This window comes from Nocardia sp. NPDC050717 (assembly GCF_040654275.1).
Classification (GTDB): domain Bacteria; phylum Actinomycetota; class Actinomycetes; order Mycobacteriales; family Mycobacteriaceae; genus Nocardia.
The window spans coordinates 97,881-118,162 of the sequence record NZ_JBFAHR010000016.1 but is presented as its reverse complement, the minus strand read 5'-3'; the positions used below and the strand labels follow the sequence as shown (position 1 = coordinate 118,162).

General features: G+C 69.6%; 22 protein-coding genes. 15 read left to right on the top strand and 7 right to left on the bottom strand.

Features of this window, described 5'->3' with window-relative positions; translation table 11 throughout:
• The first annotated feature begins 15 nt into the window (after positions 1 to 15).
• Positions 16 to 384 carry a hypothetical protein gene (locus tag AB0H56_RS26895; RefSeq protein WP_357168264.1) on the top strand — a complete coding sequence of 123 codons (369 nt, stop codon included), beginning with the start codon at positions 16 to 18 and terminating at the stop codon, positions 382 to 384.
• Positions 385 to 387: 3 nt separating this feature from the next.
• Here AB0H56_RS26895 and AB0H56_RS26890 read toward each other — a convergent pair whose 3' ends face one another.
• From AB0H56_RS26890 to AB0H56_RS26880, 3 genes are all read right to left on the bottom strand, one after another.
• Complete coding sequence (locus AB0H56_RS26890; RefSeq protein ID WP_357168262.1) at positions 388 to 1,116, bottom strand: aspartate/glutamate racemase family protein; 729 nt, start codon at positions 1,114 to 1,116, stop codon at positions 388 to 390.
• A complete protein-coding gene (locus AB0H56_RS26885; RefSeq protein WP_357168260.1) occupies positions 1,116 to 2,606 on the bottom strand; it encodes an NCS1 family nucleobase:cation symporter-1 in 1,491 nt (496 codons plus the stop codon). Before AB0H56_RS26885 ends, AB0H56_RS26890 begins: the two co-directional genes overlap by 1 nt.
• A gap of 84 nt (positions 2,607 to 2,690) precedes the next feature.
• Entirely contained in the window at positions 2,691 to 3,413 is a 723-nt protein-coding gene (locus AB0H56_RS26880; RefSeq protein WP_357168258.1) for a GntR family transcriptional regulator, read from the bottom strand.
• A 106-nt stretch (positions 3,414 to 3,519) separates the two neighbouring features.
• Here AB0H56_RS26880 and AB0H56_RS26875 point away from each other — a divergent pair, with 106 nt between their 5' ends.
• Together AB0H56_RS26875 and ilvA are read left to right on the top strand one after the other, a co-directional pair.
• Complete coding sequence (locus AB0H56_RS26875; protein ID WP_357168256.1) at positions 3,520 to 4,698, top strand: serine hydrolase domain-containing protein; 1,179 nt, start codon at positions 3,520 to 3,522, stop codon at positions 4,696 to 4,698.
• Between the two features lie 123 nt (positions 4,699 to 4,821).
• Positions 4,822 to 6,051: a threonine ammonia-lyase gene (gene ilvA / locus AB0H56_RS26870; protein WP_357168254.1), complete on the top strand. Its 1,230-nt coding sequence runs from the start codon at positions 4,822 to 4,824 to the stop codon at positions 6,049 to 6,051.
• Between the two features lie 48 nt (positions 6,052 to 6,099).
• Here ilvA and AB0H56_RS26865 read toward each other — a convergent pair whose 3' ends face one another.
• The 3 genes from AB0H56_RS26865 to AB0H56_RS26855 all read right to left on the bottom strand — a co-directional run bounded on the left by AB0H56_RS26865 (position 6,100) and on the right by AB0H56_RS26855 (position 9,267).
• Complete coding sequence (locus tag AB0H56_RS26865) at positions 6,100 to 6,423, bottom strand: multidrug efflux SMR transporter (protein ID WP_280218324.1); 324 nt, start codon at positions 6,421 to 6,423, stop codon at positions 6,100 to 6,102.
• Between the two features lie 58 nt (positions 6,424 to 6,481).
• Positions 6,482 to 7,903: an argininosuccinate lyase gene (gene argH, locus AB0H56_RS26860; RefSeq protein WP_357168252.1), complete on the bottom strand. Its 1,422-nt coding sequence runs from the start codon at positions 7,901 to 7,903 to the stop codon at positions 6,482 to 6,484.
• Positions 7,904 to 8,064: 161 nt separating this feature from the next.
• Entirely contained in the window at positions 8,065 to 9,267 is a 1,203-nt protein-coding gene (locus AB0H56_RS26855; RefSeq protein ID WP_110040510.1) for an argininosuccinate synthase, read from the bottom strand.
• Between the two features lie 277 nt (positions 9,268 to 9,544).
• Here AB0H56_RS26855 and AB0H56_RS26850 point away from each other — a divergent pair, with 277 nt between their 5' ends.
• The 4 genes from AB0H56_RS26850 to AB0H56_RS26835 all read left to right on the top strand — a co-directional run bounded on the left by AB0H56_RS26850 (position 9,545) and on the right by AB0H56_RS26835 (position 10,939).
• Positions 9,545 to 9,685, top strand: a complete 141-nt coding sequence (locus AB0H56_RS26850) for a hypothetical protein (protein WP_357168250.1) — start codon at positions 9,545 to 9,547, stop codon at positions 9,683 to 9,685.
• Between the two features lie 32 nt (positions 9,686 to 9,717).
• Positions 9,718 to 9,855, top strand: a complete 138-nt coding sequence (locus AB0H56_RS26845; protein WP_357168248.1) for a hypothetical protein — start codon at positions 9,718 to 9,720, stop codon at positions 9,853 to 9,855.
• 75 nt (positions 9,856 to 9,930) lie between these two features.
• On the top strand, positions 9,931 to 10,086 hold the full coding sequence (locus AB0H56_RS26840; RefSeq protein WP_167456418.1) for a hypothetical protein: 156 nt from the start codon (positions 9,931 to 9,933) through the stop codon (positions 10,084 to 10,086).
• A 49-nt stretch (positions 10,087 to 10,135) separates the two neighbouring features.
• Entirely contained in the window at positions 10,136 to 10,939 is an 804-nt protein-coding gene (locus AB0H56_RS26835) for an aldose 1-epimerase (RefSeq protein WP_357168246.1), read from the top strand.
• Between the two features lie 10 nt (positions 10,940 to 10,949).
• On the opposite strand, the gene AB0H56_RS26830 is transcribed toward AB0H56_RS26835, so the two are convergent.
• On the bottom strand, positions 10,950 to 11,627 hold the full coding sequence (locus AB0H56_RS26830; protein WP_357168244.1) for a TetR/AcrR family transcriptional regulator: 678 nt from the start codon (positions 11,625 to 11,627) through the stop codon (positions 10,950 to 10,952).
• Positions 11,628 to 11,788: 161 nt separating this feature from the next.
• Between AB0H56_RS26830 and AB0H56_RS26825 the strand changes: the two genes are divergently transcribed.
• The 8 genes from AB0H56_RS26825 to AB0H56_RS26790 are packed head-to-tail and all read left to right on the top strand — an operon-like array spanning position 11,789 to position 20,275.
• Positions 11,789 to 12,646 (top strand): ABC transporter permease, encoded by an 858-nt coding sequence (locus AB0H56_RS26825; RefSeq protein WP_357168307.1) that lies wholly within the window; start codon positions 11,789 to 11,791, stop codon positions 12,644 to 12,646.
• A complete protein-coding gene (locus AB0H56_RS26820) occupies positions 12,647 to 13,507 on the top strand; it encodes an ABC transporter permease (protein ID WP_357168242.1) in 861 nt (286 codons plus the stop codon). It begins immediately after the preceding gene.
• A 9-nt stretch (positions 13,508 to 13,516) separates the two neighbouring features.
• Positions 13,517 to 14,896 (top strand): MCE family protein, encoded by a 1,380-nt coding sequence (locus AB0H56_RS26815; protein ID WP_357168240.1) that lies wholly within the window; start codon positions 13,517 to 13,519, stop codon positions 14,894 to 14,896.
• 1 nt (position 14,897) lies between these two features.
• On the top strand, positions 14,898 to 15,920 hold the full coding sequence (locus tag AB0H56_RS26810) for an MlaD family protein (protein ID WP_357168238.1): 1,023 nt from the start codon (positions 14,898 to 14,900) through the stop codon (positions 15,918 to 15,920).
• Entirely contained in the window at positions 15,917 to 16,936 is a 1,020-nt protein-coding gene (locus AB0H56_RS26805) for an MCE family protein (RefSeq protein ID WP_357168236.1), read from the top strand. The genes AB0H56_RS26810 and AB0H56_RS26805 overlap by 4 nt, the downstream gene beginning before the upstream one ends.
• Complete coding sequence (locus tag AB0H56_RS26800; protein ID WP_357168234.1) at positions 16,933 to 18,009, top strand: MCE family protein; 1,077 nt, start codon at positions 16,933 to 16,935, stop codon at positions 18,007 to 18,009. Before AB0H56_RS26805 ends, AB0H56_RS26800 begins: the two co-directional genes overlap by 4 nt.
• Entirely contained in the window at positions 18,006 to 19,082 is a 1,077-nt protein-coding gene (locus tag AB0H56_RS26795) for an MCE family protein (RefSeq protein ID WP_357168232.1), read from the top strand. The genes AB0H56_RS26800 and AB0H56_RS26795 overlap by 4 nt, the downstream gene beginning before the upstream one ends.
• Complete coding sequence (locus AB0H56_RS26790) at positions 19,079 to 20,275, top strand: MCE family protein (protein ID WP_357168230.1); 1,197 nt, start codon at positions 19,079 to 19,081, stop codon at positions 20,273 to 20,275. The genes AB0H56_RS26795 and AB0H56_RS26790 overlap by 4 nt, the downstream gene beginning before the upstream one ends.
• Positions 20,276 to 20,282: the final 7 nt, after the last annotated feature.

Here is a 20,282-nt window from a genome sequence, read left to right as displayed (position 1 = left end):
AACATTTCCGCGAAGGTGAGCGAGGTAGCGATGGTCGAGGTCGAGATCGACGGCAACACGGTGACGGTCAACGTGCTCGGTGGACATCGCCTGCTCGCCCTGCGGCAGCAGGTCGTGATCGACCGCGCCGCCATCACCGGCATCACCCCGGCCGAGGTGGACCTGCGGCCGCCGTGGGTACGCGCGCCGGGCACCTTCATCCCCGGCGTGATCGCCGCGGGCGTGTACCGCGGCAAGGGCCGGAAAGAGTTCTGGGACACCACCTTCGGCGGCAACGCGGTGCGGATCGACCTGGACGGTCCCGATTTCACGCGCCTGGTCGTCGATGTCGACGACCTCGACAGCGTGCTGCGTGCCCTCTCCCCCGCGGCCGTCGGCGTCTGACCCCTACGAACCGAACGATTCCAGCGTCCCGGTGTAGGTCTTCGGCGGCGGCGCCGCGAACTCTCCCCTGCCCGACTTGCGCAGGCCGAGGGTGAGCAGCGACCGCACGGTCAGCGTCGCCGCCGCGACACCGTCGATCACCGGCACCCCGATCTCGTCACGGATGTGCGCGCACAACTCGGCCATGCCGGCACAGCCGAGGACGACCGCGTCGGACCCGTCGGCCGCGACCGCCGCCCGGCAGGCCTCGGTGACGATCTTGCGCGCGTCCGGGTCGGTGTCGAGCGCGAGCACCGGCAGTTCGCAGGCGTGGATGCCCCGGCAGAACCGTCCCATCCCATAGCGGTCGGCGAGGTCGGCGGCGCGTCCCGCGGTCCGGCCCAGCGTGGTCACCACGCTGAAGCCGCGGCCCAGGTGGCTGGCGGTGTGCATCGCCGCTTCCGCGATCCCGATCACCGGGCCCGCGGCCAGCTCCCTCGCGGCGTCCAGCCCCGGATCACCGAAGCAGGCGATGACGTAGCCGTCCACGCCCTCGGCCTCCCCGCGCCGGATCGCCGCCAGCAGCCCCGGCACGCTCATGGCCTCGTCGTAGTGGCTCTCGATGGAGGCGGGCCCCATCTCGGAGGTGACCGCGTCGAGCACCGTGTCCGGGCCCGCGACGGCCAGCGCGCACCGCTCGATCGCCGCGGTCATCGCCCGCGTGGTGTTCGGGTTGATCACCCGGATCCGCATCAGGCACCGACCTCCTCGGTGGCCGCCGCGCGCTTGGCCGCGGTCAGCAGGTAGTAGGTGGCGAATCCGACGCCGCAGCCGATGAACCAGCTGTACTGGGCGGCGGTGTGCATACCCCGCAGGCTGTTGAACAGCACCGGGAACACCGCGACGACGGCGCCGACCGCGGTCGCGACGATCGCGGCGGGGTGATATCCCTTGCGGTACCAATAGGTTCCGCGCTCGGACATGGTGAACAGGTCGTCGACGATCACCTTCTGCTTGCGCACCAGGTAGTAGTCACAGATCAGCACCCCGAACAGCGGGCCGATGAACGCGCCGAGCACCTCGAGCGTGTAGTGGATCACGTCGGGATTGTTGTAGAGATTCCACGGCGTGATCACCACCGAACCGACCGCGGCGATCATGCCGCCCGCGCGCCAGCTGATCCGCTGCGGACTCACATTCGAGAAATCGAAGGCAGGCGAGATGAAATTGGCGACGATGTTGATGCCGATCGTGGCGATGGTGAACGTGAGCGCGCCCAGCACGATCGCGAAGGTGGAATCGATCTTGGCGACGGTGGCGACCGGATCGGTGATCAATTCACCGTAGACGGGCACCGTCAGCGACGCGGTGATCACGACCAGCAGCGAGAACAGCAGGAAATTCACCGGCAGGCCGAGCAGATTGCCTGCCTTCACGGCGCGAAAGCTCTTGCCGTAGCGAGAGAAGTCGCCGAAGTTCAGCATCGGTCCGGAGAAATAGGAGACCACGAGCGCGATCGCGCCGAGCATCACCGGAACAGAGGCCCAGCCGGTGTACTTCACCTCGCCCAGGCTCAGGTCGATGGCGCCCCAGCCGGCTTTCGCGATCAGATACCCGCACAGGACGAACATCACGACGTAGACGGCGGGCCCGCAGAAGTCGATGAATTTCCGGATCGAATCCATGCCGCGCCAGAACACGCATGCCTGCACCACCCACAGCAGCAGGTAGCTGCCCCAGCCGAGCAGCGACAACCCGAGGAAGCCGTAGTCGGCGGTGACGGCGTAGGGCGCCAGGCCCGGAAACAGTTTCACCAGTACGACATCCAGCGCGGCCGAGGCGAGAAAGGTCTGGATGCCGTACCAGGCCACCGCGATCAAGCCGCGGATGATGGCGGGAATGTTCGCGCCGAGCACGCCGAAGGCACTGCGGCAGATCACGGGATAGGGCACCCCGGTCACCTGGCTCGGTTTCGCCACCAGATTGCAGAAGAAATAGACGATGGTGATGCCGATGAGCAAAGCCGCCAGCACCTGCCAGCTCGCCAGTCCGAGCGCGAAAAGACTACCGGCGGTGACATATCCGCCGACGCTGTGCACGTCCGACATCCAGAAGGCGAAAATGTTGTAGGTGCCCCAGCGTTGTTCGCGCAGCGGAGCCAGATCGTCGTTCGTCAGCCGCGGGTCGTATTTCGGCGGATCACCGGCGGGAACACCCGCGGCGGAGGTGATGGTGTCGGTCATGATCGTTCCCGTCCGAAGGGGTGAATCTGCTGCGCTGACGGTAAGTATCAGCAGTTGCCCCACGGTTTCCCGACCGTTTCCCGCCTATTGCACCGAAGATATATCTTCCGGCGCGATCAACCCGGTATCGGTGGGCAGGGTGGCGATGACCGATTCCAGCCTGCGGTGGTGTTCGTCGGCGTGCGCGAGCAAGCGGTCGACGTCGCGGGCGAGGAACGCGTCCAGCATCGCGATGTGGTCGGAGTGCAGCCGTTCGCGGTCGCACCGATCGATGTGCACCATCGGCTGCGCGGGTTCGGTGATGTTCCAGGCCGATTCCAGCATGCGCAGCAGCCGGAACATCCGCGACGGGCGGGTCAGCGCGACGTGGAAACTGCGCGACTGCCGCTGATACGCCGCCGGATCGTCGTCGAGGATGGCGCGCTCGAGCAGTTCGTTCACGGCGAGCAGATGCGCGCGTTCGGCCTCGTCGGCGAGGGTGGCCGCCGCCGCGAGCGAGGCGGTCTCGAGGGTGTCGCGCACGATGTACATCTCCCGCAGTTCGCGGGCCGTGAGCTGGGCCACCTGATATCCGCGTTGCTGACGGTGCGTGACCAGCCCCTCCCCGATCAGCGTCTTGAGCGCCTCGCGCACCGGGATGTGGCTCACGCCGAACAGTTCGGCCACCTCACGCAGCGGGATCACCGTGCACGGCGGCACGGCCCCGTCGAGGATCACCCTGCGCAATTCGCCGAGGATCACCTGCGGGCGGCCCGGCTCGTCGACCACCAGCCGGGCGAGCAGCGCCGATCGTCGTCTCTGGGTCATCGACTCATGCTATGGACGATCTGTTGCGCGCGCGGTCTCCTGTGTGACGGTCAGGAAACGATCACCGTACCGGTCGGTCCCCGAAACGGGGTGGCATGCTCGGGGGATGGGAGTTTCGACAACGCAGTCGGTGGATCGCCGTTTCGTCAGCCTGGTCACCATGTTCGACAGTCTGTTCCGCACGCCCGCGCACGGCGGCGGCGCGCTGTGTGTGTACCTGCACGGCGAACCGGTGGTGGATGTGTGGGCCGGCTACTCCGCCCCCGGCGTGCCGTGGTCCGCGGATTCGGTGGCGCTGGCCTTCTCCACCGGAAAAGGCGTGGCCGCCACGGTGATCCACCAACTCGTCGAACGCGGGCAGCTCGACTACGACACCGCGGTCGCCGAGTACTGGCCGGAATTCGCCGCCGCGGGCAAGGCGCACATCACCGTGCGCGACGTGCTCACCCACCGGGCCGGGCTGCACCGGCTGCGCGGGCTGCTGCCGGGGCCGGTCGACCGGTTCCTCGACGACGAGGCCGTCACCGCGGCCCTCGCGGCGGCGACCCCCGACCCGCGACACCGGGTCACCAGCGGCTATCACGGCATCAGCTTCGGGCACCTGGCCGCAGAGCTGGTGCGCCGGGCCACCGGGCGCGAGTTCGTCGACGTGGTGCGCGCCGAGCTCGCCGAACCCCTCGGCGCCGAAGAGCTCTGGTTCCGGGTGCCGAAGGAGGAGCGGCATCGCATCGCCACCACCTTCCCCCGGCTGCGCGCCGCGGGCATGGAGTGGGAGCGCGGCTCGGAGCTGCTCACCCGCACCCGGTTCGCGGCGGCCGCGGAGACCACGCCGCGCGGGTTCGCCGACCTCATCGTCGATCCACGCATCCACGACTCGGTGATGCCGGGCGTGAACGGGGTGTTCTCGGCGCGCGCGCTGGCCAAGGTCTACGCCGCCCTCGCGGGCAGGGGCGAGTTCGACGGTACCCAGGTACTGCGGCCCGAGACGGTGCGGCGCATGTCCACCCGGCAGGTGTTCACGCCCGACTACGTGCTCGCCTTCCGCATCCCGTGGGCGCTCGGGTTCCACGGCGTGCCGATGAAACCGTCCAAGGCCGACCCGATCTCGGCGTTCGGGCACTTCGGCCTCGGCGGCTCCGGCGCCTTCGCCGATCCGGCGACCGGGCTCTCGCTGGCCTTCGTGACCAACCGCCTCGGCGGCAAACTCACCCCGCTCGGCGACGCCAGGCTCACCCGCCTCGGCACCCGCGCGCACAACATCGCCAAGGCCGCCGCTCTCGCCTGAGCGGAGCCGGTCGGCGGACCGGCGGGCGCGGGCGCCGATCACCGCGCGGCCGATGCCGCCGCCACAGGCCTGGTGATCCCGCGTCCGGGAACATGCGCGTGAGCGCGGCGGCGGGCTGGCACGATGTGGCCCATGGAGAGCGTCGGGATCGAACAGGTCGAGGCGGCGGCGCGGTTGCTCGCGCCGGTGATCCGGCGCACGCCGACCGTGGGGTCGCGCGTGCTGTCGGAGCGGATCGGGACGCAGGTACTGCTCAAGTGCGAGAACCTGCAGCGGACCGGGTCGTTCAAGCCGCGCGGCGCCTACAACCGGATCGCGAATCTGCCCGCGGCCGAGCGGGCGCGCGGGGTGGTCGCGGCGAGCGCGGGCAATCACGCGCAGGGCGTGGCGTGGTCGGCCGCCGAGCTGGGCATCAGCTCGACGGTGTTCATGCCGATCGGCGCGTCGCTGCCCAAGCTGGTCGCGACCCGCGCCTACGGCGCCGAGGTGCATCTGGTGGGCGACACCATCGATGAATCACTGCTGGCCGCACAGGAATTCGCCGAGCGCACCGGGGCAACGCTGATCCATCCGTTCGACCATCCCGACATCGTCGCGGGCCAGGCGACGGTCGCGCTGGAGATCCTCGAGCAGGTTCCCGATGTCGGGACCGTCGTCGTGCCGACCGGTGGCGGTGGGCTGCTGGCGGGGATCGCGGTCGCGCTGCACGCGCTGGCGCCGCATGTCGAGGTGATCGGTGTGCAGGCGGCCGAGGCGGCCGCCTGGCCGGATTCGCTCACCGCGGGCAGGCCGGTGCGGGTGCCGAGGATGGCGACCATGGCCGACGGTATCGCGGTGGGGTTGCCGGGCGCGGTGCCCTTCGCCCATGTGGCCGAGCTGGTGCGCGAGATCGTCACGGTCGACGAGGACGCGCTGTCCAAGGCGCTGCTGCTGTGCCTGGAGCGGGCCAAGCTCATCGTCGAGCCCGCGGGTGCCGCCGGGGTCGCCGCCCTGCTCACCCCCGCCCTGCGCGAGCGCGACCTGCCCGGCCCTGTCGTCACGGTCCTGTCCGGCGGCAACATCGACCCGCTGCTGCTCACCCGGGTGATCGGACACGGTCTCAGCGCGGCGGGCCGCTACCTGGCGATGCGGGTGACCATCGCCGACCGCCCCGGCGCGCTGTCGGAGCTGCTCGGTGTCGTCGGGCGCGCGGGCGCGAGTGTCGTCGACGTCGCCCACTCCCGCACGGGGATGTGGCTGGCCGTCGACGAGGTCGAGGTGTCGCTCACGGTGGAAACACGCGGTCCCGCGCACCGGGATGATGTCCTGGACTCTTTGCGCGACGCGGGATTCAGGGTGCGCGCCGAGTTGTAGCGTGACCGAATCGCTGTTCCGCGACCGGTGTGCCGGTGGCCCGGTCGCTCAGTGCGCGCCACCGAGTTCCAGGGCAAGAACGCCGAGTATCACCAGCCCGATTCCGCCGACCTGCACCAGGGTGAGGCGCTCCCCCAGGAACAGCACGCCGATCGCGGCGATGGCCGCGACACCGACGGCCGACCAGATCCCGTAGGCGACACCGATGCCCATCCCGCGCTTCAACGCCTGGGACAGGAAGTAGAACGCGGTGCCGTAGCCGAGCACCACGACGATCGAGGGCACCAGCTTGGTGAACCCCTCGGACAGCTTGAGCGACACCGTCGCGGTGACTTCGGAGGCGATGGCCAGCGCGAGGAAGAGCAAGGTCATGGCCGCAGAGTAGCCCGGCGCGGCACCGGGATTCGCCGTGGCCGCCATCGCGCGGAGATCAGCTCAGCCAGGCGCGGGCGTCCTCGGCGTCGGCACGCACCTCGGCGAGCTGTTCGGCGACGCGCACGCCTGCGGTGCCGCCGCGCGCGTTGCGGGAGGCGATGGAGCCCTCGACCGTGAGGACCTCGCGCACGCCCGCGGTCAGCGCCGGGTCGACGGCCGCGAACTCCGCGTCGGTGAGCGCGTCGAGGCCGACGCCACGACCCTCGGCGACCCGCACGCACGCACCGGCCGCCTCGTGGGCGACCCGGAACGGAACACCTTGGCGCACCATCCATTCGGCGATGTCGGTGGCGAGGGTGAAGCCCGCGGGGGCGAGTTCGGCCATCCGGTCGGTGTGGAAGGTCAGGGTGCCGACCAGGCCCGCGATGGCGGGCAGCAGCAGCTCGAGCTGCGCGACCGAGTCGAACAGCGGCTCCTTGTCCTCCTGCAGGTCCCGGTTGTAGGCCAGCGGCTGGGCCTTCAGCGTGGCGAGCAGGCCGGTCAGGTTGCCGATCAGGCGTCCCGCCTTGCCGCGGGTCAGCTCGGAGACATCGGGGTTCTTCTTCTGCGGCATGATCGACGAGCCCGTCGACCAGGCGTCGGCGAGGGTGACGTACCCGAATTCCGGTGTGCTCCAGAGGATGATCTCCTCGGCCATCCGGCTCAGGTCCACGCCGATCATGGCCAGGACGAACGCGGCCTCGGCGGCGAAGTCCCGCGCGGAGGTGGCGTCGATCGAATTGGCCGCCGCGGCGGTGAAATTCAGTTCGGCGGCGATCTGTTCGGGGTCCAGGCCCAGCGAGGAACCGGCGAGCGCGCCCGAACCGTAGGGCGAGATCGCGGCACGCTTGTCGAAGTCGCGCAGGCGTTCCAGATCGCGCAGCAGCGGGTGGGCGTGCGCGAGCAGGTGGTGGGCGAGCAGCACCGGCTGGGCGGCCTGCAGGTGCGTCTTGCCGGGCATCACGGCCTCGGGATGCGCGGCGGCCTGGGCGACGAGCGCGTCGACCACGTCGAGCAGGCCCGCGGCGACCCGGCGCACGCCGTCGCGCAGCCACATCCGGAACAGCGTGGCCACCTGGTCGTTGCGCGAGCGGCCCGCCCGCAACCGGCCACCGAGCTCGGCGCCGACCCGCTCGATCAGGCCGCGCTCCAGCGCGCCGTGCACGTCCTCGTCCGACTCGGCGGGACCGAACGCGCCCGAGGCCACGTCGGCGGCCAGGGCGTCCAGCCCGGCCAGCATGCCGGACAGATCCTCCGCGGAGAGCAGCCCCGCCTTGTGCAGCACCCGGGCGTGCGCCTGGGAGGCGCGGATGTCGTAGGGCGCCAGTGCCCAGTCGAAGTGCGTCGACTTGCTCAGCGCCGCCATCGCCTCGGCGGGCCCGGACGCGAAACGCCCACCCCAGAGGGCACCGGTGTTCGTGCTGCCGCCGTCGGTCATGGTGTGCTGTCTCCTCGGATCGAAGGGCGTGGGGGGTGTGCCGGTGACCACCGTAACCAGCCGCGCGGGCGCCGGTGCCACCCGGCCGCCGGGTCCCGGGTGCGCGCATGCCGCGTCCCCGGCCCGTCAGCTGTCGGAACCGGGGACGCGGTGGCTCGGTGCTACTTCTGGTTCAGGTCGCGACGCGCGGCGACCTTCGAGGACAGGCCGTGGATCTGCACGAAGCCCTTGGCCAGCGACTGGTCGAAGGTGTCGCCCTCGTCGTAGGTGGCCAGGTTGAAGTCGTAGAGCGACTGCTCGGAGCGGCGGCCGTTGACCACGGCGGAGCCACCGTGCAGCACCATCCGGATGTCGCCGGAGACCTGCTGCTGGGTGTCCTGCACGAAGGCGTCCAGGGCGCGCTTGAGCGGGGAGAACCACAGGCCGTCGTAGGCCAGCTCGCCCCAGCGCTGCTCGACCTGACGCTTGTAGCGGCCCAGCTCGCGCTCGATGGTGACGTTCTCCAGCGCCTGGTGCGCGGTGATCAGCGCGATGGCGCCCGGCGCCTCGTAGATCTCACGGCTCTTGATGCCGACGAGGCGGTCCTCGACCATGTCGAGGCGGCCGACACCCTGGCGACCGGCGCGAGTGTTCATCTCCTCGATGGCCTGCAGCACGGTGACCTGGCGGCCGTCGATGGCGACCGGCACACCCTTGTCGAAGGTGATGATGACCTCGTCGGGCGCCTCGAAGTTGACAGTCGGGTCGGCGGTGTAGTCGTAGACGTCCTTGGTGGGGGCGTTCCACAGGTCCTCGAGGAAGCCGGTCTCGACCGCGCGGCCCCACACGTTCTGGTCGATGGAGAACGGCGACTTCTTCGTGACGTTGATCGGGAGGTTGTTCTCCTCGGCGAAGGCGATGGCCTTCTCGCGGGTCCAGGCGTAGTCGCGGACCGGGGCGATGACGTCCAGGTCGGGCGCGAGCGCGCCGATGCCCACCTCGAAGCGGACCTGGTCGTTGCCCTTGCCGGTGCAGCCGTGCGAGACGGTGGTCGCGTTGTGGAACTTCGCGGCCTCGACCAGGTGCTTGACGATCAGCGGGCGGCTGATGGCCGAGACCAGTGGGTACTGGCCCATGTACATGGCGTTGGCCTGGATGGTGGGCAGGCAGTACTCGTCGGCGAACTCGTCGCGCGCGTCGACCACGATCGCCTCGACGGCGCCGCAGTCCAGGGCGCGCTGGCGCACCACGTTCATGTCCTCGCCACCCTGGCCCAGGTCGATGGCCACGGCCACCACCTCGGCACCGGTCTCCTTCGCGATCCAGCTGATGGCGACGGAGGTGTCCAGCCCACCGGAGTAGGCGAGTACGACGCGATCGGACATGTCTGTTGTGCTCCTCGAAGTGTTGTCGTTCCGCTGCACGGGCTGCCCTGAGCAGTATGGATGCTCCGGCCGCCGATTCGGCTCGCGCCGTTGCTGCAAATGATTATGCACGATGATGCAATCTCATTCATCACCGGGGGTCGCCACCTCGGTGAGATCGCCCGAAAACCGCGATCACCTGGGACTACACCGCCTGGCATCTTGGCAGCAAACCCCGAATGTGAGACGGTGGTCACATCGAGTTTCGGAATCGGTCGGGATCAAGGAGTACGTCACCATGCAGCAGCTACGAGATTTCGCCCAGGACAACTACGACCTGATCGGCCATGTCGTGATCGGGCTCGGCAACCTCGGCCTGTCCGTCGCGAAGGTCGTCATCGACATGGGCGCGCCGCTCCTGCAGCCGTTCTTCACCTAGCCCCGCGGCGACCCGACCAGGAGGAACACATCATGCCCGAGGACGCGATCCTGCAGTTCCTGTCCGACCACTACGAATCCGGCGCCACCCTCGGCCTGCACATCGGCCGGGTGCTCTTCGACCTGAGCTCCCCCCTGGCCCTGGCCATCCTGAACTTCCTCGCGTCCTGAGTGAGCCCACCCGCGCGCGACGTGTGGCACTCTGGGAGAGCACTATTCGGCTCGCCAGACGTGAGGACGAACAAGATGCTCCATTACATCGCGCAGGAATTCTCCACCCTCGGCAACGGGGTTCTCGAGGTCGGGCGGGCGATCGTCTCGCTCGTCCAGGACATCATCGACGTCGCGACACCGAACAATCAGGGCGGCGGCGGTGGCGGGGGCCAGTACCCGTTCAACTGACCGGCGTGGGTTCCGGCCGGTGCCCGGCCGGAACCGCTAGTCTCCGCGCATGACCGCCGACGAGGTGACGCTGCGCGCGGGCACCGCCACTCTCACCCTCGCCCCCGCGGACGGCGGGGCGCTACACAGCTTGACCGTCGACGGCACCGAACTGCTCCGGCAGGACCCGGGGACCGGCTGTTTCGTCATGGCACCGTGGGCGGGCAGGCTCGGCTACGGCACATTCGCCGTCGACGGGCGCGTCTACCGGATGCCGATCAACAACGGACCGCACAGCATCCACGGCACCGTCCGGGACGGCGAGTGGGAGGTGGTGACGGTCTCCCCCGCCGCCGCCACACTGCGGTACCGGTTGGTCGAGCCGTGGCCGTTCGCGGGCACCGTCACCCAGACCTTCGCGCTCACCGACACCGGTCTCACCCTGACCATGCGCATCGCCACCGACGGCGATCCGTTCCCCGCGCAGGGCGGCTGGCATCCGTGGTTCCTGCGCGAGCTCGCCCCCGCCACCGGCCCGCTCGAACTCGACTTCCACCCCGCCTGGCAGTACGAGCGCGGCGAGAACTACCTGCCCACCGGCCGCCACATCCCGCCGACGCCGCCGCCGTGGGACGACTGCTTCGCCATGCCCGACGGCGTCCACGCCCGTCTCACCTGGCCCGGCTTCCTCGAATTCACCGTCACCAGCCCGGTTTCCGACGTCGTCGTGTGGACATTGCCGACAGAGTCGCTGTCGGTCGAAGCCCAGTCCGGGCCGCCCGACGGTCTCAACACCCAGCCCCGGATGGTCACCGTGGACGCGCCCCTCGACATCCGGGTCGAGTGGACCTGGCGCCGGTTGTCGACGGGCTGAGCCCGTGCGCTCAGCCCTCGCGGGACGGTCTCGGCACGGTCCGCAGCAGGGACCGCACCACGGGCCGTAACCGGTCCGGCGGAAATCGGCGCGGATCGGACAGCACCATCCTGCCCAGGGTTTCGGCGAAGCCGAACAGCGCGTGACCGATCAGTTCCACATCCACCTCGGCCGCGCCGCCGCGTAGGCGCAGGCCCTGCTTGAGCAGATCCGTGCCGTGGCACACCATCTCGTCCCTGGCCGTACCGAGGAGTTCCCGATAGCCCACGGGCGCACCGTCACTGGGCAGCAGGATCAACCGCCAGCGCGCCGGATCGGCGGCCACCGCGTCGAGAAACGCCATCAGCGCCGCCACGAACTCCGCGTCGGGGTCGGTGTCGCGCAGGTCGGCGGGCATGGCCGCGAACACCTGTGCCATCCCCGCGGCGTGCTCGCGGCGCAGCAGCGCCGCGACGAGTTCCGGCGCCGCGGGGAACACGGCGTACAGCACCGGTTTGGCCACGCCCGCCTCCCGCGCGACGGCCTGCATCGTCAACCGGGCCAACCCGTCACGGGCGACCACGCGCAGAGCGGCGTCGAGCAGCTGCTCCCTGCGCTGGGCGGGCGGCAGCCTGGGTGTATTGCGCCCCCGGGAGCGCCCGGCGCCCGATACCTGCCACACCCCGGCCGACTTCCGCTGCACGCTCACCCAGCGATCATGCCCCAATTCGCAGACACCTGAGCGAGGTATTGCTACTGTCTCAGACTGTTGGCTACGCGACCGTAGAAATTGACTTGTACGGCCGCGTAGCTCATCAGTCAGTTCTGGTCGCACACGCGGGCAGCCGCACCGAACCCGGGGTGATCGTCATCGTCACGACAACCGAAACTCCCAGCACACCAAGGGATCAGGAACTCGTCGTCGAGTTCGTCCAGCGCTGGTGGCGCACCCACCCGCAGCAGTCGGTCGAGACCGCGGGCCGCCAGGTGACGATGGGCTGGCGAGCCGGCGTCGAACTGGTGCTCGCCCTGGCGAATCGCCGCTTTCCGCTGCGGGAATTCCTCCGGCAGTGCTCCTTCATGGCCAGTGTCTCAGCCACACCAACGCTGCTGGTCGCCATCCCGGTGGCGGTGGTGGTCTCGATCCAGATCGGCTCGCTGGTCGGTCAGGTCGGCGCGACCACCTTCATCGGCGCCGTCAACGGGCTCGGCATCATCCGGCAGGGCGCGCCACTGGTCACCTCGCTGATGATCGCCGGCGCTGTCGGCTCCTCGATCTGCGCGGACCTCGGCTCACGCACCATCCGCGAGGAGATCGACGCGATGCGGGTGATGGGCGTCGACCCGGTGCGCAGGCTGGTCGCGCCGCGACTGCTGGCCGCGGTGTCGGTGAGCATGCTGCTGTGCGGATTCGTCGTGTTCATCGGCTTCGCCACGGGGTACGTGTTCAACGTCTTCGTCCAGGACGGCACCCCCGGCTCGTACATCAGTACCTTCGCCTCGTTCGCGGTCGCGAGCGACCTGCTGGTGGCCATCGTGAAGGCGGCGGTGTTCGGAGCGCTCACCGCGATCATCGCCTGCGACGCGGGACTGCACACCAAGGGCGGACCCGGCGGCGTCGCGGACGCGGTGAACTCCGCGGTCGTCAGCTCGGCGATCGTCCTGTTCGCGGCGAACATCGCGCTCACCCAGATCTACAACACCGTGTTCCCGTCGAAGGTGCTCTAGATGGCGAACTACGCACCACCCGCGCTGCGGCCGTGGCGTGCGCTCCGCCGGGCGGGGCGGCCGGTCACCGAGGCCACCATCCGTCTGGGACACCAGGGCCTGGTGTTCGCCGAAGCGCTCCTCGCGATCCCGTTCGCCGTGCGGCACTACCGCAAAGAGGTCGTGCGGCTGATCATCGACGTCACCTGGGGCAACGGCGCGCTGGTCGTCGGCGGCGGCACGGTGGGCGTGGTCCTCATCCTGTGCGGGTTCGGCGGCGTCACCGTCGGCATGGAATCACATACCGCGCTGGACCTGCTCACCATGAGCCCACTCACCGGAGCGATCTCCGGCTTCGCCACTACCCGCGAGCTGGCCCCGCTGCTGGCGACGATCGCGTTCGCCGCCCAGGCCGGGTGCCGGTTCACCGCACGGATCGGCTCGATGCGGATCGCGGAGGAGATCGACGCGCTGGAGTCGATGGCCATCCGGCCACTCCCCTATCTGATCACCACCCGCATGCTGGCCGCGGCGGTGGCGATCCTGCCGCTCTACAGCATCGGCATGGCCACGGCCTATCTGTCCACGAAGGTGACGGTGTTCTTCCTCGGCGGCAGCGGCATCGGCACCTACGACCACTACTTCCACCAGTTCCTCGACCCCGGCGACATCGTCTACTCGGTGCTCAAAGCGGTCGCCTTCGTGCTCGTCGCGACCTTCATCCAATGCCACTACGGCTACATCGCCGCCGGGGGTCCGGAGGGTGTCGGTGTCGCGGCGGGCCGGGCCATCAAGATGACCATCATCGTGGTCGTCTTCCTCAATCTGCTGCTCACCCTGGCCGTCTGGGGCGTCGACCCGGGCATCCGGATCTCGGGATAGGTGGTCGAGATGTATCCGGATCCCAGTGGGCGCGGCTGGTCGCGCAGGCGCCTCGGCCTGGCCGGAGTGGCGATGACGGCCAGTCTGTCGACCGTGGTGGCCCTGCTCGGGCTGCGCTACGGCGGCCACTTCGAAGACACCGTCGCGGTGACGGCCGTGCTGACCAGCACCGGCGACGGCCTGCCCGCCCGGGCGGACGTGCGCTTCCGCGGCATGCTCGTCGGCGCGGTCGCCGACGTCGAGATCGCGGACAAGGGTCTGCGGCAGCGCGTCGGTCTGCGGCTGGAACCGGTTGCGGCCGCGTCGATTCCGGCCACGGTCACCGCCCGGGTCGTGCCGGCCAACATCTTCGGCGTCACCGCGATCGAACTGGTCGACAACGGCGCCGCCCCCTCGGCGCTCGGGCCGGGCGCGGTGGTCGAACAGGACACCAGCGGCGCCACGGTCGCCCTGCAGACAACGCTGACCACCCTGCGCGACGTCCTCGACCGCATTCAGCCCGCCAAGCTGGCGCGGGTACTGGCCACCCTCGCGGACGCGCTGGACGGCGACACCCGCCTGCCCGGTTCGACCATCGAACGACTCGACCAGTGGATCACCGAGGTCCGCGCGCTGCCCGGGATCGGCACGCTGCTCGGCGATCTCGGCGCGGCGACGGCCGCGGTGAACCAGTCGGCGCCCGACCTCGTCGATGCCCTCGGCCGCTCGGTGCGGACGGCCCGCACGATCACCGAGCGCCGCGCGCAGGTCGTCGAGCTGCTCACCGCCGCGGGCACCGCCACCGACGCGACCCAGGTCCTGTTCGCCCGGAATCCCGACGCGGGCAAGGAACTCGTGGTCGGTCTGGACGAGACGTTCGGCGCGCTGGCGGCGGATCCCTCGGCGCTCACCGACACCGTCACCGGACTCGGTGCGTCCCTGAACCGCCTGGCCACGGTGTTCACGTGGGGACCGAGCAAGCAGATGCGCTGGGACATCACGGTGTCGTTCACCCCGTTCCGCCAGTACACCGCGGCCGATTGCCCCCGCTACGGCACGCAGAGCGGTCCTCGATGCGGTGGACCCTCGGTGCCCGAAGTCGCCGCGCCACAGAACTATCCGAGCCAGCTGTTGCCGGGATGGCTCGGCACGGCGGGGCCGGCCCCGATGCCGGGCCTGCCGACGCTGACGCCGCCCACCCTGCCGGGGCTGTCGCTACCCACCATCCCAGGATTGGTGATTCCCGGACTCACCGTACCGGCGAGCACCACCGAGCCGATCGCTCTGACCGGCCCGGATGCCGTCGCGGCGATCGTCGGCGGCAGGCCGAACCTCACCGAGCTGCTGCTGCTCGGCACCGTGCTGACCGGTGCGACCGTCACCCTCGACAGCCCGTCCGGAGGACACTGACATGCGTTCGCGCACCACCTACCTCGGGCTCGCCGTGTTCGTCGCGCTCTCGGTCGTCGCGACCGCCACGATCTGGTCGACCCTGCAGCGCTCCGTTCCCGGTGACACCCATCGCTACAGCGCCACCTTCACCGATGTGCTCGGCCTGCGCGAAGGCGACGACGTGCGGATTGCCGGAGTGCGGGTCGGCCGGGTCGACGCGATCGACCTGGTCGATCGCAGGCATGCCAGGGTGACCCTGTCCGTGCAGGCCCGTCAGCGCCTGAGCACCACCACCAAGGCGCTCATCCGGTATCAGAATCTGATCGGTCAGCGCTATGTCGCGCTGGAGGTGGGCGACGCAGGGGGTGACCCGCTGCCCGCCGGCGGCTCGATTCCCCTGGAACGCACCGAATCCTCGTTCGACGTCTCGACCATGCTCTCCGGTTTCGAGCCGCTGTTCAGCCTGTTGCAGCCCGACGAGGTGAACTCGCTGTCGGAGACCCTCGTCCAGGCCTTGCAGGGCGACGGCGTCTCGCTGTCGGCGCTGATCACCCAGGCCGCCGCGCTGGCCGCTACCTTCGGGGAACGCGACCAGATCCTCGGCGCGGTGATCAGCAATCTGAGCGATGTCATCGCGAGCCTGGCCCACCGCAGCGGCGAGCTGGAGACCCTCATCACCCAGTCCCGCGCCCTGGTGACGGGCCTGTACGAGCAGGGCGCGGTGCTCAGCGAAGCGGTCACGGGCATCGCCCAATCCACGACCGCGCTGACCGACCTCATCGGACGGGTCGCACCGGGCATGGCGCTGGCCCAGCAACAGGCGAGCACCGGCGTCGACCTGCTGCTGTCCAACGGCGAGCGCCTGGACCGTTCGGCGATCGAACTGCCGCTGGTGCTGGCCGGGCTCGCCCGGATCGCGGGCAACGGCACCTACATCAACGCCCACGTCTGCAGCCTGGATGTGTCGCTGTGGGGCGTGCTGTTCCCACGCGGGCTGTTCTCCCAGGTCGGCGGCAATTCTCACACGGAGGTGTGCCGATGATCGGCTCCCTGTTCGCGCATGTGCGCGCCTCGGCCCGCAACCGCAACCTGTGGCTCGGCTTGGCGGCGGGCGCCGCCGTGGTGGCGCTGGTGCTCGGTTCCGGCGTGCTCGCCCGCGCCGAACTCGGCAAGGCGACGGTGCACGCCGAGTTCGCCCAGGCCGCCGGACTGCGGACGGGCAACAGTGTCGACATCGCCGGCATCGAGGTGGGCACCGTGAAATCGGTGCGGCTGGAACGTGATCGCGTGGTGGTGGCGATGAGCCTGCGCTCGGAGGTGGAACTCGGCCGCGACGCCACGGCCGCGATCGAGATGTCGACGATTCTCGGCAAGATGCACGTCGAGCTCGACCCAGGCCGGGGCACCGACCTCGACGGGCAGCGGATTCCGTTGTCGGCCACGACCGTTCCCTACAACCTGGCCAAGGTCGTGAACGACCCGAAGTACCGCAACTCCTTCGAACACCTCGAGCGGCTCGACCCGAATGCGTTGCGCGACAGCCTGGACGCGGTCAGCAGGCAGATGGGTGACTCACCACACCTCACCGCACAGGCGCTCGACAGCGTCGGCGCGCTGGCGAAGGTCGTGGCCACGCGCCGTGACGAGGTCGACCGGTTGCTCGACAGCATGGACCAGGTGTCGGGCCTGATCGCCGACAACCAGAACAGCGTGCTCCTGCTGCTGACCAGGGGGCAGGCGATCGGCGACGCGGTGACCCGCCGCCGGGACCTGATCCGTGCGCTGCTCGACAATGTCGCCGCCGCGTCGAAGATCCTGCGGGACATGGGCGTCGACAACGGCGGCAGACTCGGCCCGCTCATCCACAGCCTGAACACCATGTCGCAGGGCCTGGAGAAGAACCGCGCCAACCTCGACGCGCTGTATCAGGTGATGCCGGTGACGATGCGCCAGTTCAACAACGGCTTCGGCCAAGGTCCGTACGGAGAGGTCTATATGCCGTGGTTGTTCCCGGACAACTGGCTGTGCCTGGCCCAGGTCGTCGAGGGGTGCCGATGATGCGCAGAGCGCTCCGAGCCGCCGCCCTGGTGGCCCTGACCGTGGCCGGTGCCGGATGCTCATCGATTCCGATGTCGCTGCGGCCGGACACGATGCAGATCAGCGCCGATTTCGACAGTGCCGCCGGTCTTTTCGTCGGCAACGAGGTCTCGGTGCTCGGTGTTCCGGTGGGCCGGGTCGACGCGATCGAGCAGCGGGGAGCCTTCGTCGAGGTGCGGATGACCATCGAGGAGAGCACCGAGCTGCCTGCCGAGGCGATGGCGGCGCTCGTCTCCCCGCAGCTCATCACCAATCGGCACGTGGAACTCACCCCCGCCTACACCGGTGACGGCCCGATGCTGACCGACGGCACGCATATCCCGTTGGCGCGCACCAGGACTCCTGTCGAGCTCGATCGGATCCTGCGCAATTTCGAGCAGCTCGGCGCATCGCTGAAGGGCGACGACACCGACGGCCCGATGGCCAGCCGTGTCCTGTTCCCGATGCTCGACGGCAACGGCGACCGCATCCGCGAGACTCTCGACTCGCTGGCGGGCGCCTTCGAGGTGACGCTGGCCAACCGCGACCAGATCACCAGCACCATCATCGCATTGAACGAACTCACCGCCGTGGTGGCGAGCAACGATCAGACGGTGCGCGACTTCAGCGCCCGCCTCACCGACCTGGTGACGCTGCTCGCCGAGCAGGCACCCGGGCTGGCGGCGGTGCTCGCCCAGGTCGACGATTTCGTCGCCAACACCTCGACCGTCCTCACGGAGAACCGGGTGCCGCTGACCGACGCGGTGCACCGTCTCGTCGGTATCACCGCCCAGATGCGTGACAACGCGCGCGGGCTCACCGAGATCGTCGACGTGGCGCCGCTGCTGTTCGAGAACCTGAGCCGCTCGGTCAGCACCGAGCATCAGGCGATGCGGCTGCATCTGCTCACCGACAAGACGTTGCTGGACAACGAGATCCTGTCGACCCTGTGCGAGCGGCTCGCCCTGCGCGCCGACGGCTGCCGCACCGGCAAGCTGATGGACTTCGGCCCGGACTTCGGCTTGACCGCCGCGTTGCTGGGACTCACCGAATGACCGGCCGTCCCGCCCGCGCCGCCGCGACGGTGCTGGCCACGCTGAGTCTGGCCGCGTGCACCGTCGACACCGTGCCACTGCCGAGGCCCGGTGTGGACGGCCCGTCGTATCGGCTGCGCGCGGAGTTCGACAACGCGCTCAATCTCCCGGAACGGGCGCGGGTGAAGATCGGCGGCGTCGACATCGGCGTGGTGACCGGGATCGACACCATGGACTTCGTGGCCGAGGTCGAGCTCGAGGTTCGCCGCGACATCGCGCTGCCGCGCGGCACCCGCGCCGAACTGCGGCAGTCGACGCCGCTCGGTGACATCCACGTGGCCGTCACGCTGCCCGAGCACCGCCCCGGCGCGCCGCTGCTCGGCGACGGCGACGTCATCGACCGGGCGCACACCTCCGCGGGTGCCTCGGTGGAGGAGCTCATGCTGGCGATGTCGATGCTGCTCGACGGTGGGGCGATGAATCAGGTCGCCCGGATCACCTCGGAGCTCAACGCGATCGTCGGTGGCCGCGGCCCTCAGCTGGCCCATCTGCTCACCGAACTCACCGCCGTGCTCACGGCGCTGAATCAGCGCACCGGACAGATAGATTCGGTTCTGGTCGGCCTCGACGGCCTCACCACGACCCTGCGCGCCCGGAAGGCCGAACTCGGTCAGGCCGCCGACGCCTTCCCCGATCTGATCGCGGTGATCGCCGAGAACAACAGGGCCATCACCGATCTCACGACCAAGGTGTCCACGGTGACCGCCGCGCTCGGTGACTTCACCGAGACCACCGGACCGGAATTCCTCAGCCTGTTCGACAGCGTGCAGCGCCTGATGGCGGGATTCACCCGGATGGGCGACGATCTCGCGGGCACCCTCGACCAGTTCAACGCCCTCGCCCCCGCCGTGAAGGCGAGCACCGAGGGGTCGAGTCTCGCGGTCGCGGCGACGGTGTCGTTCCTGGACATCGGCGCGCTCACCGACCCCTCGGGCAGCAGGATGCCCGACGGCAGCGATGTGACGGCCTTCATCGGCAGTCTGTCGCAGGTGCTGGCGCGGGTACTCGGCCGGCTGCAGGGAGGCCACCGATGATCGATCGGAGCGCAGGACTCGTTGTCCGCCTTGCCCGTTGGGCATACGGCGCCCGGACGGCGTTCGCCCTGCTCGGGATGGTGGGGCTGCTCGTCGTCGGGTCCGGGTACATCGCCGTCGACGTGGTCGGGGTGCGGCCGCTGCGCACGACATACACGGTGCGGGTGCACCTGGACCGCTCCGGTGGCCTGCTGCCGCACAGCCCCGTCACCGTTCGCGGCGTGCGGGTGGGGTCGGTGCGCGCGATCGGCATCGACGGCACCGGGATTCGCGCCGACGCCGACATCGACACTGCCGCGGCCATTCCCGTCGGCTCCCCCGTGGCGGTGGGCCGGTTGTCGGCGGCCGGCGAGCAATATCTCGACTTCCGGCCGACCACGGGTGACGGCCCCTACCTCGCCGACGGTGCCGTCGTATCCGCGGATCAGGTGAGCACCCCGGTCACCATCGACTCGTTCCTGTCGAACACCGGGGCGCTGGTGGCCGGCCTGAATCCGGCGCGGCTCACCGTGATCGTCGACGAACTCGAGCGCGCGCTCGGCGGCGGGCCCGACGTGCTGCGCACCGTCATCAGCGGACTCAGTCACGCGATGGCCGGACTCACCGGGTTGCTGCCGCAGACCACCGAACTGATTCGCAATCTCCAGGTCATCGCGGAGACGACCAGTCACGCGCAACCCGATCTCGGCACGCTCGTGCGCGGTTCGGGCACGCTGTTCGACCAGATGAGCGCCGCCGATCAGGAGGTGCGCGAGCTGCTCGACCTCGGTCCGGGCCGGCTGGCCGCGCTGGGCGGGGTGCTCGCCGAGACGACTGATCCGCTGACGAACCTGGTGACCAACGTCGTCGCGATCACCAGGGCGGCCCGGCTGCGCACGCCGGCGATGGCAGCGCTGTTCCCGGCGCTGCGCACCGGTGTCGTCGCCGTCGGTGTTCCGGCGCACGACAATGCCTTTCACACGCTGGCCGAGGCATGGCCGCGACCGACCTGCGAATACGACACCGTCCCGGTCTCGCCCGTCGAGGTCTCCGACGGCCGCACCAGGCTCTACAACTACTGCGTCACCAGCCGCCCCGAACTGCAGATCCGCGGGTCGGCCAACGCGCCGCGGCCCGCGGTTCCCGACAACGGATCCGGTCCACCGCCCGGCGTCGCCGGCGACGAGCTGTCGGTTCCCCTGCCCGCCAAATGAATTCACC

Coding starts and splice junctions, on each gene's coding strand:
- AB0H56_RS26795 (WP_357168232.1), top strand. CDS start 18,006: ATGACCGGCCGTCCCGCCCGCGCCGCCGCGACGGTGCTGGCCACGCTG.
- AB0H56_RS26820 (WP_357168242.1), top strand. CDS start 12,647: ATGGCGAACTACGCACCACCCGCGCTGCGGCCGTGGCGTGCGCTCCGC.
- AB0H56_RS26865 (WP_280218324.1), bottom strand. CDS start 6,423: ATGACCTTGCTCTTCCTCGCGCTGGCCATCGCCTCCGAAGTCACCGCG.
- argH (WP_357168252.1), bottom strand. CDS start 7,903: ATGACCGACGGCGGCAGCACGAACACCGGTGCCCTCTGGGGTGGGCGT.
- AB0H56_RS26850 (WP_357168250.1), top strand. CDS start 9,545: ATGCAGCAGCTACGAGATTTCGCCCAGGACAACTACGACCTGATCGGC.
- AB0H56_RS26810 (WP_357168238.1), top strand. CDS start 14,898: ATGCGTTCGCGCACCACCTACCTCGGGCTCGCCGTGTTCGTCGCGCTC.
- AB0H56_RS26845 (WP_357168248.1), top strand. CDS start 9,718: ATGCCCGAGGACGCGATCCTGCAGTTCCTGTCCGACCACTACGAATCC.
- ilvA (WP_357168254.1), top strand. CDS start 4,822: ATGTGGCCCATGGAGAGCGTCGGGATCGAACAGGTCGAGGCGGCGGCG.
- AB0H56_RS26790 (WP_357168230.1), top strand. CDS start 19,079: ATGATCGATCGGAGCGCAGGACTCGTTGTCCGCCTTGCCCGTTGGGCA.
- AB0H56_RS26885 (WP_357168260.1), bottom strand. CDS start 2,606: ATGACCGACACCATCACCTCCGCCGCGGGTGTTCCCGCCGGTGATCCG.
- AB0H56_RS26855 (WP_110040510.1), bottom strand. CDS start 9,267: ATGTCCGATCGCGTCGTACTCGCCTACTCCGGTGGGCTGGACACCTCC.
- AB0H56_RS26800 (WP_357168234.1), top strand. CDS start 16,933: ATGATGCGCAGAGCGCTCCGAGCCGCCGCCCTGGTGGCCCTGACCGTG.
- AB0H56_RS26805 (WP_357168236.1), top strand. CDS start 15,917: ATGATCGGCTCCCTGTTCGCGCATGTGCGCGCCTCGGCCCGCAACCGC.
- AB0H56_RS26890 (WP_357168262.1), bottom strand. CDS start 1,116: ATGCGGATCCGGGTGATCAACCCGAACACCACGCGGGCGATGACCGCG.
- AB0H56_RS26875 (WP_357168256.1), top strand. CDS start 3,520: ATGGGAGTTTCGACAACGCAGTCGGTGGATCGCCGTTTCGTCAGCCTG.
- AB0H56_RS26815 (WP_357168240.1), top strand. CDS start 13,517: ATGTATCCGGATCCCAGTGGGCGCGGCTGGTCGCGCAGGCGCCTCGGC.
- AB0H56_RS26835 (WP_357168246.1), top strand. CDS start 10,136: ATGACCGCCGACGAGGTGACGCTGCGCGCGGGCACCGCCACTCTCACC.
- AB0H56_RS26880 (WP_357168258.1), bottom strand. CDS start 3,413: ATGACCCAGAGACGACGATCGGCGCTGCTCGCCCGGCTGGTGGTCGAC.
- AB0H56_RS26840 (WP_167456418.1), top strand. CDS start 9,931: ATGCTCCATTACATCGCGCAGGAATTCTCCACCCTCGGCAACGGGGTT.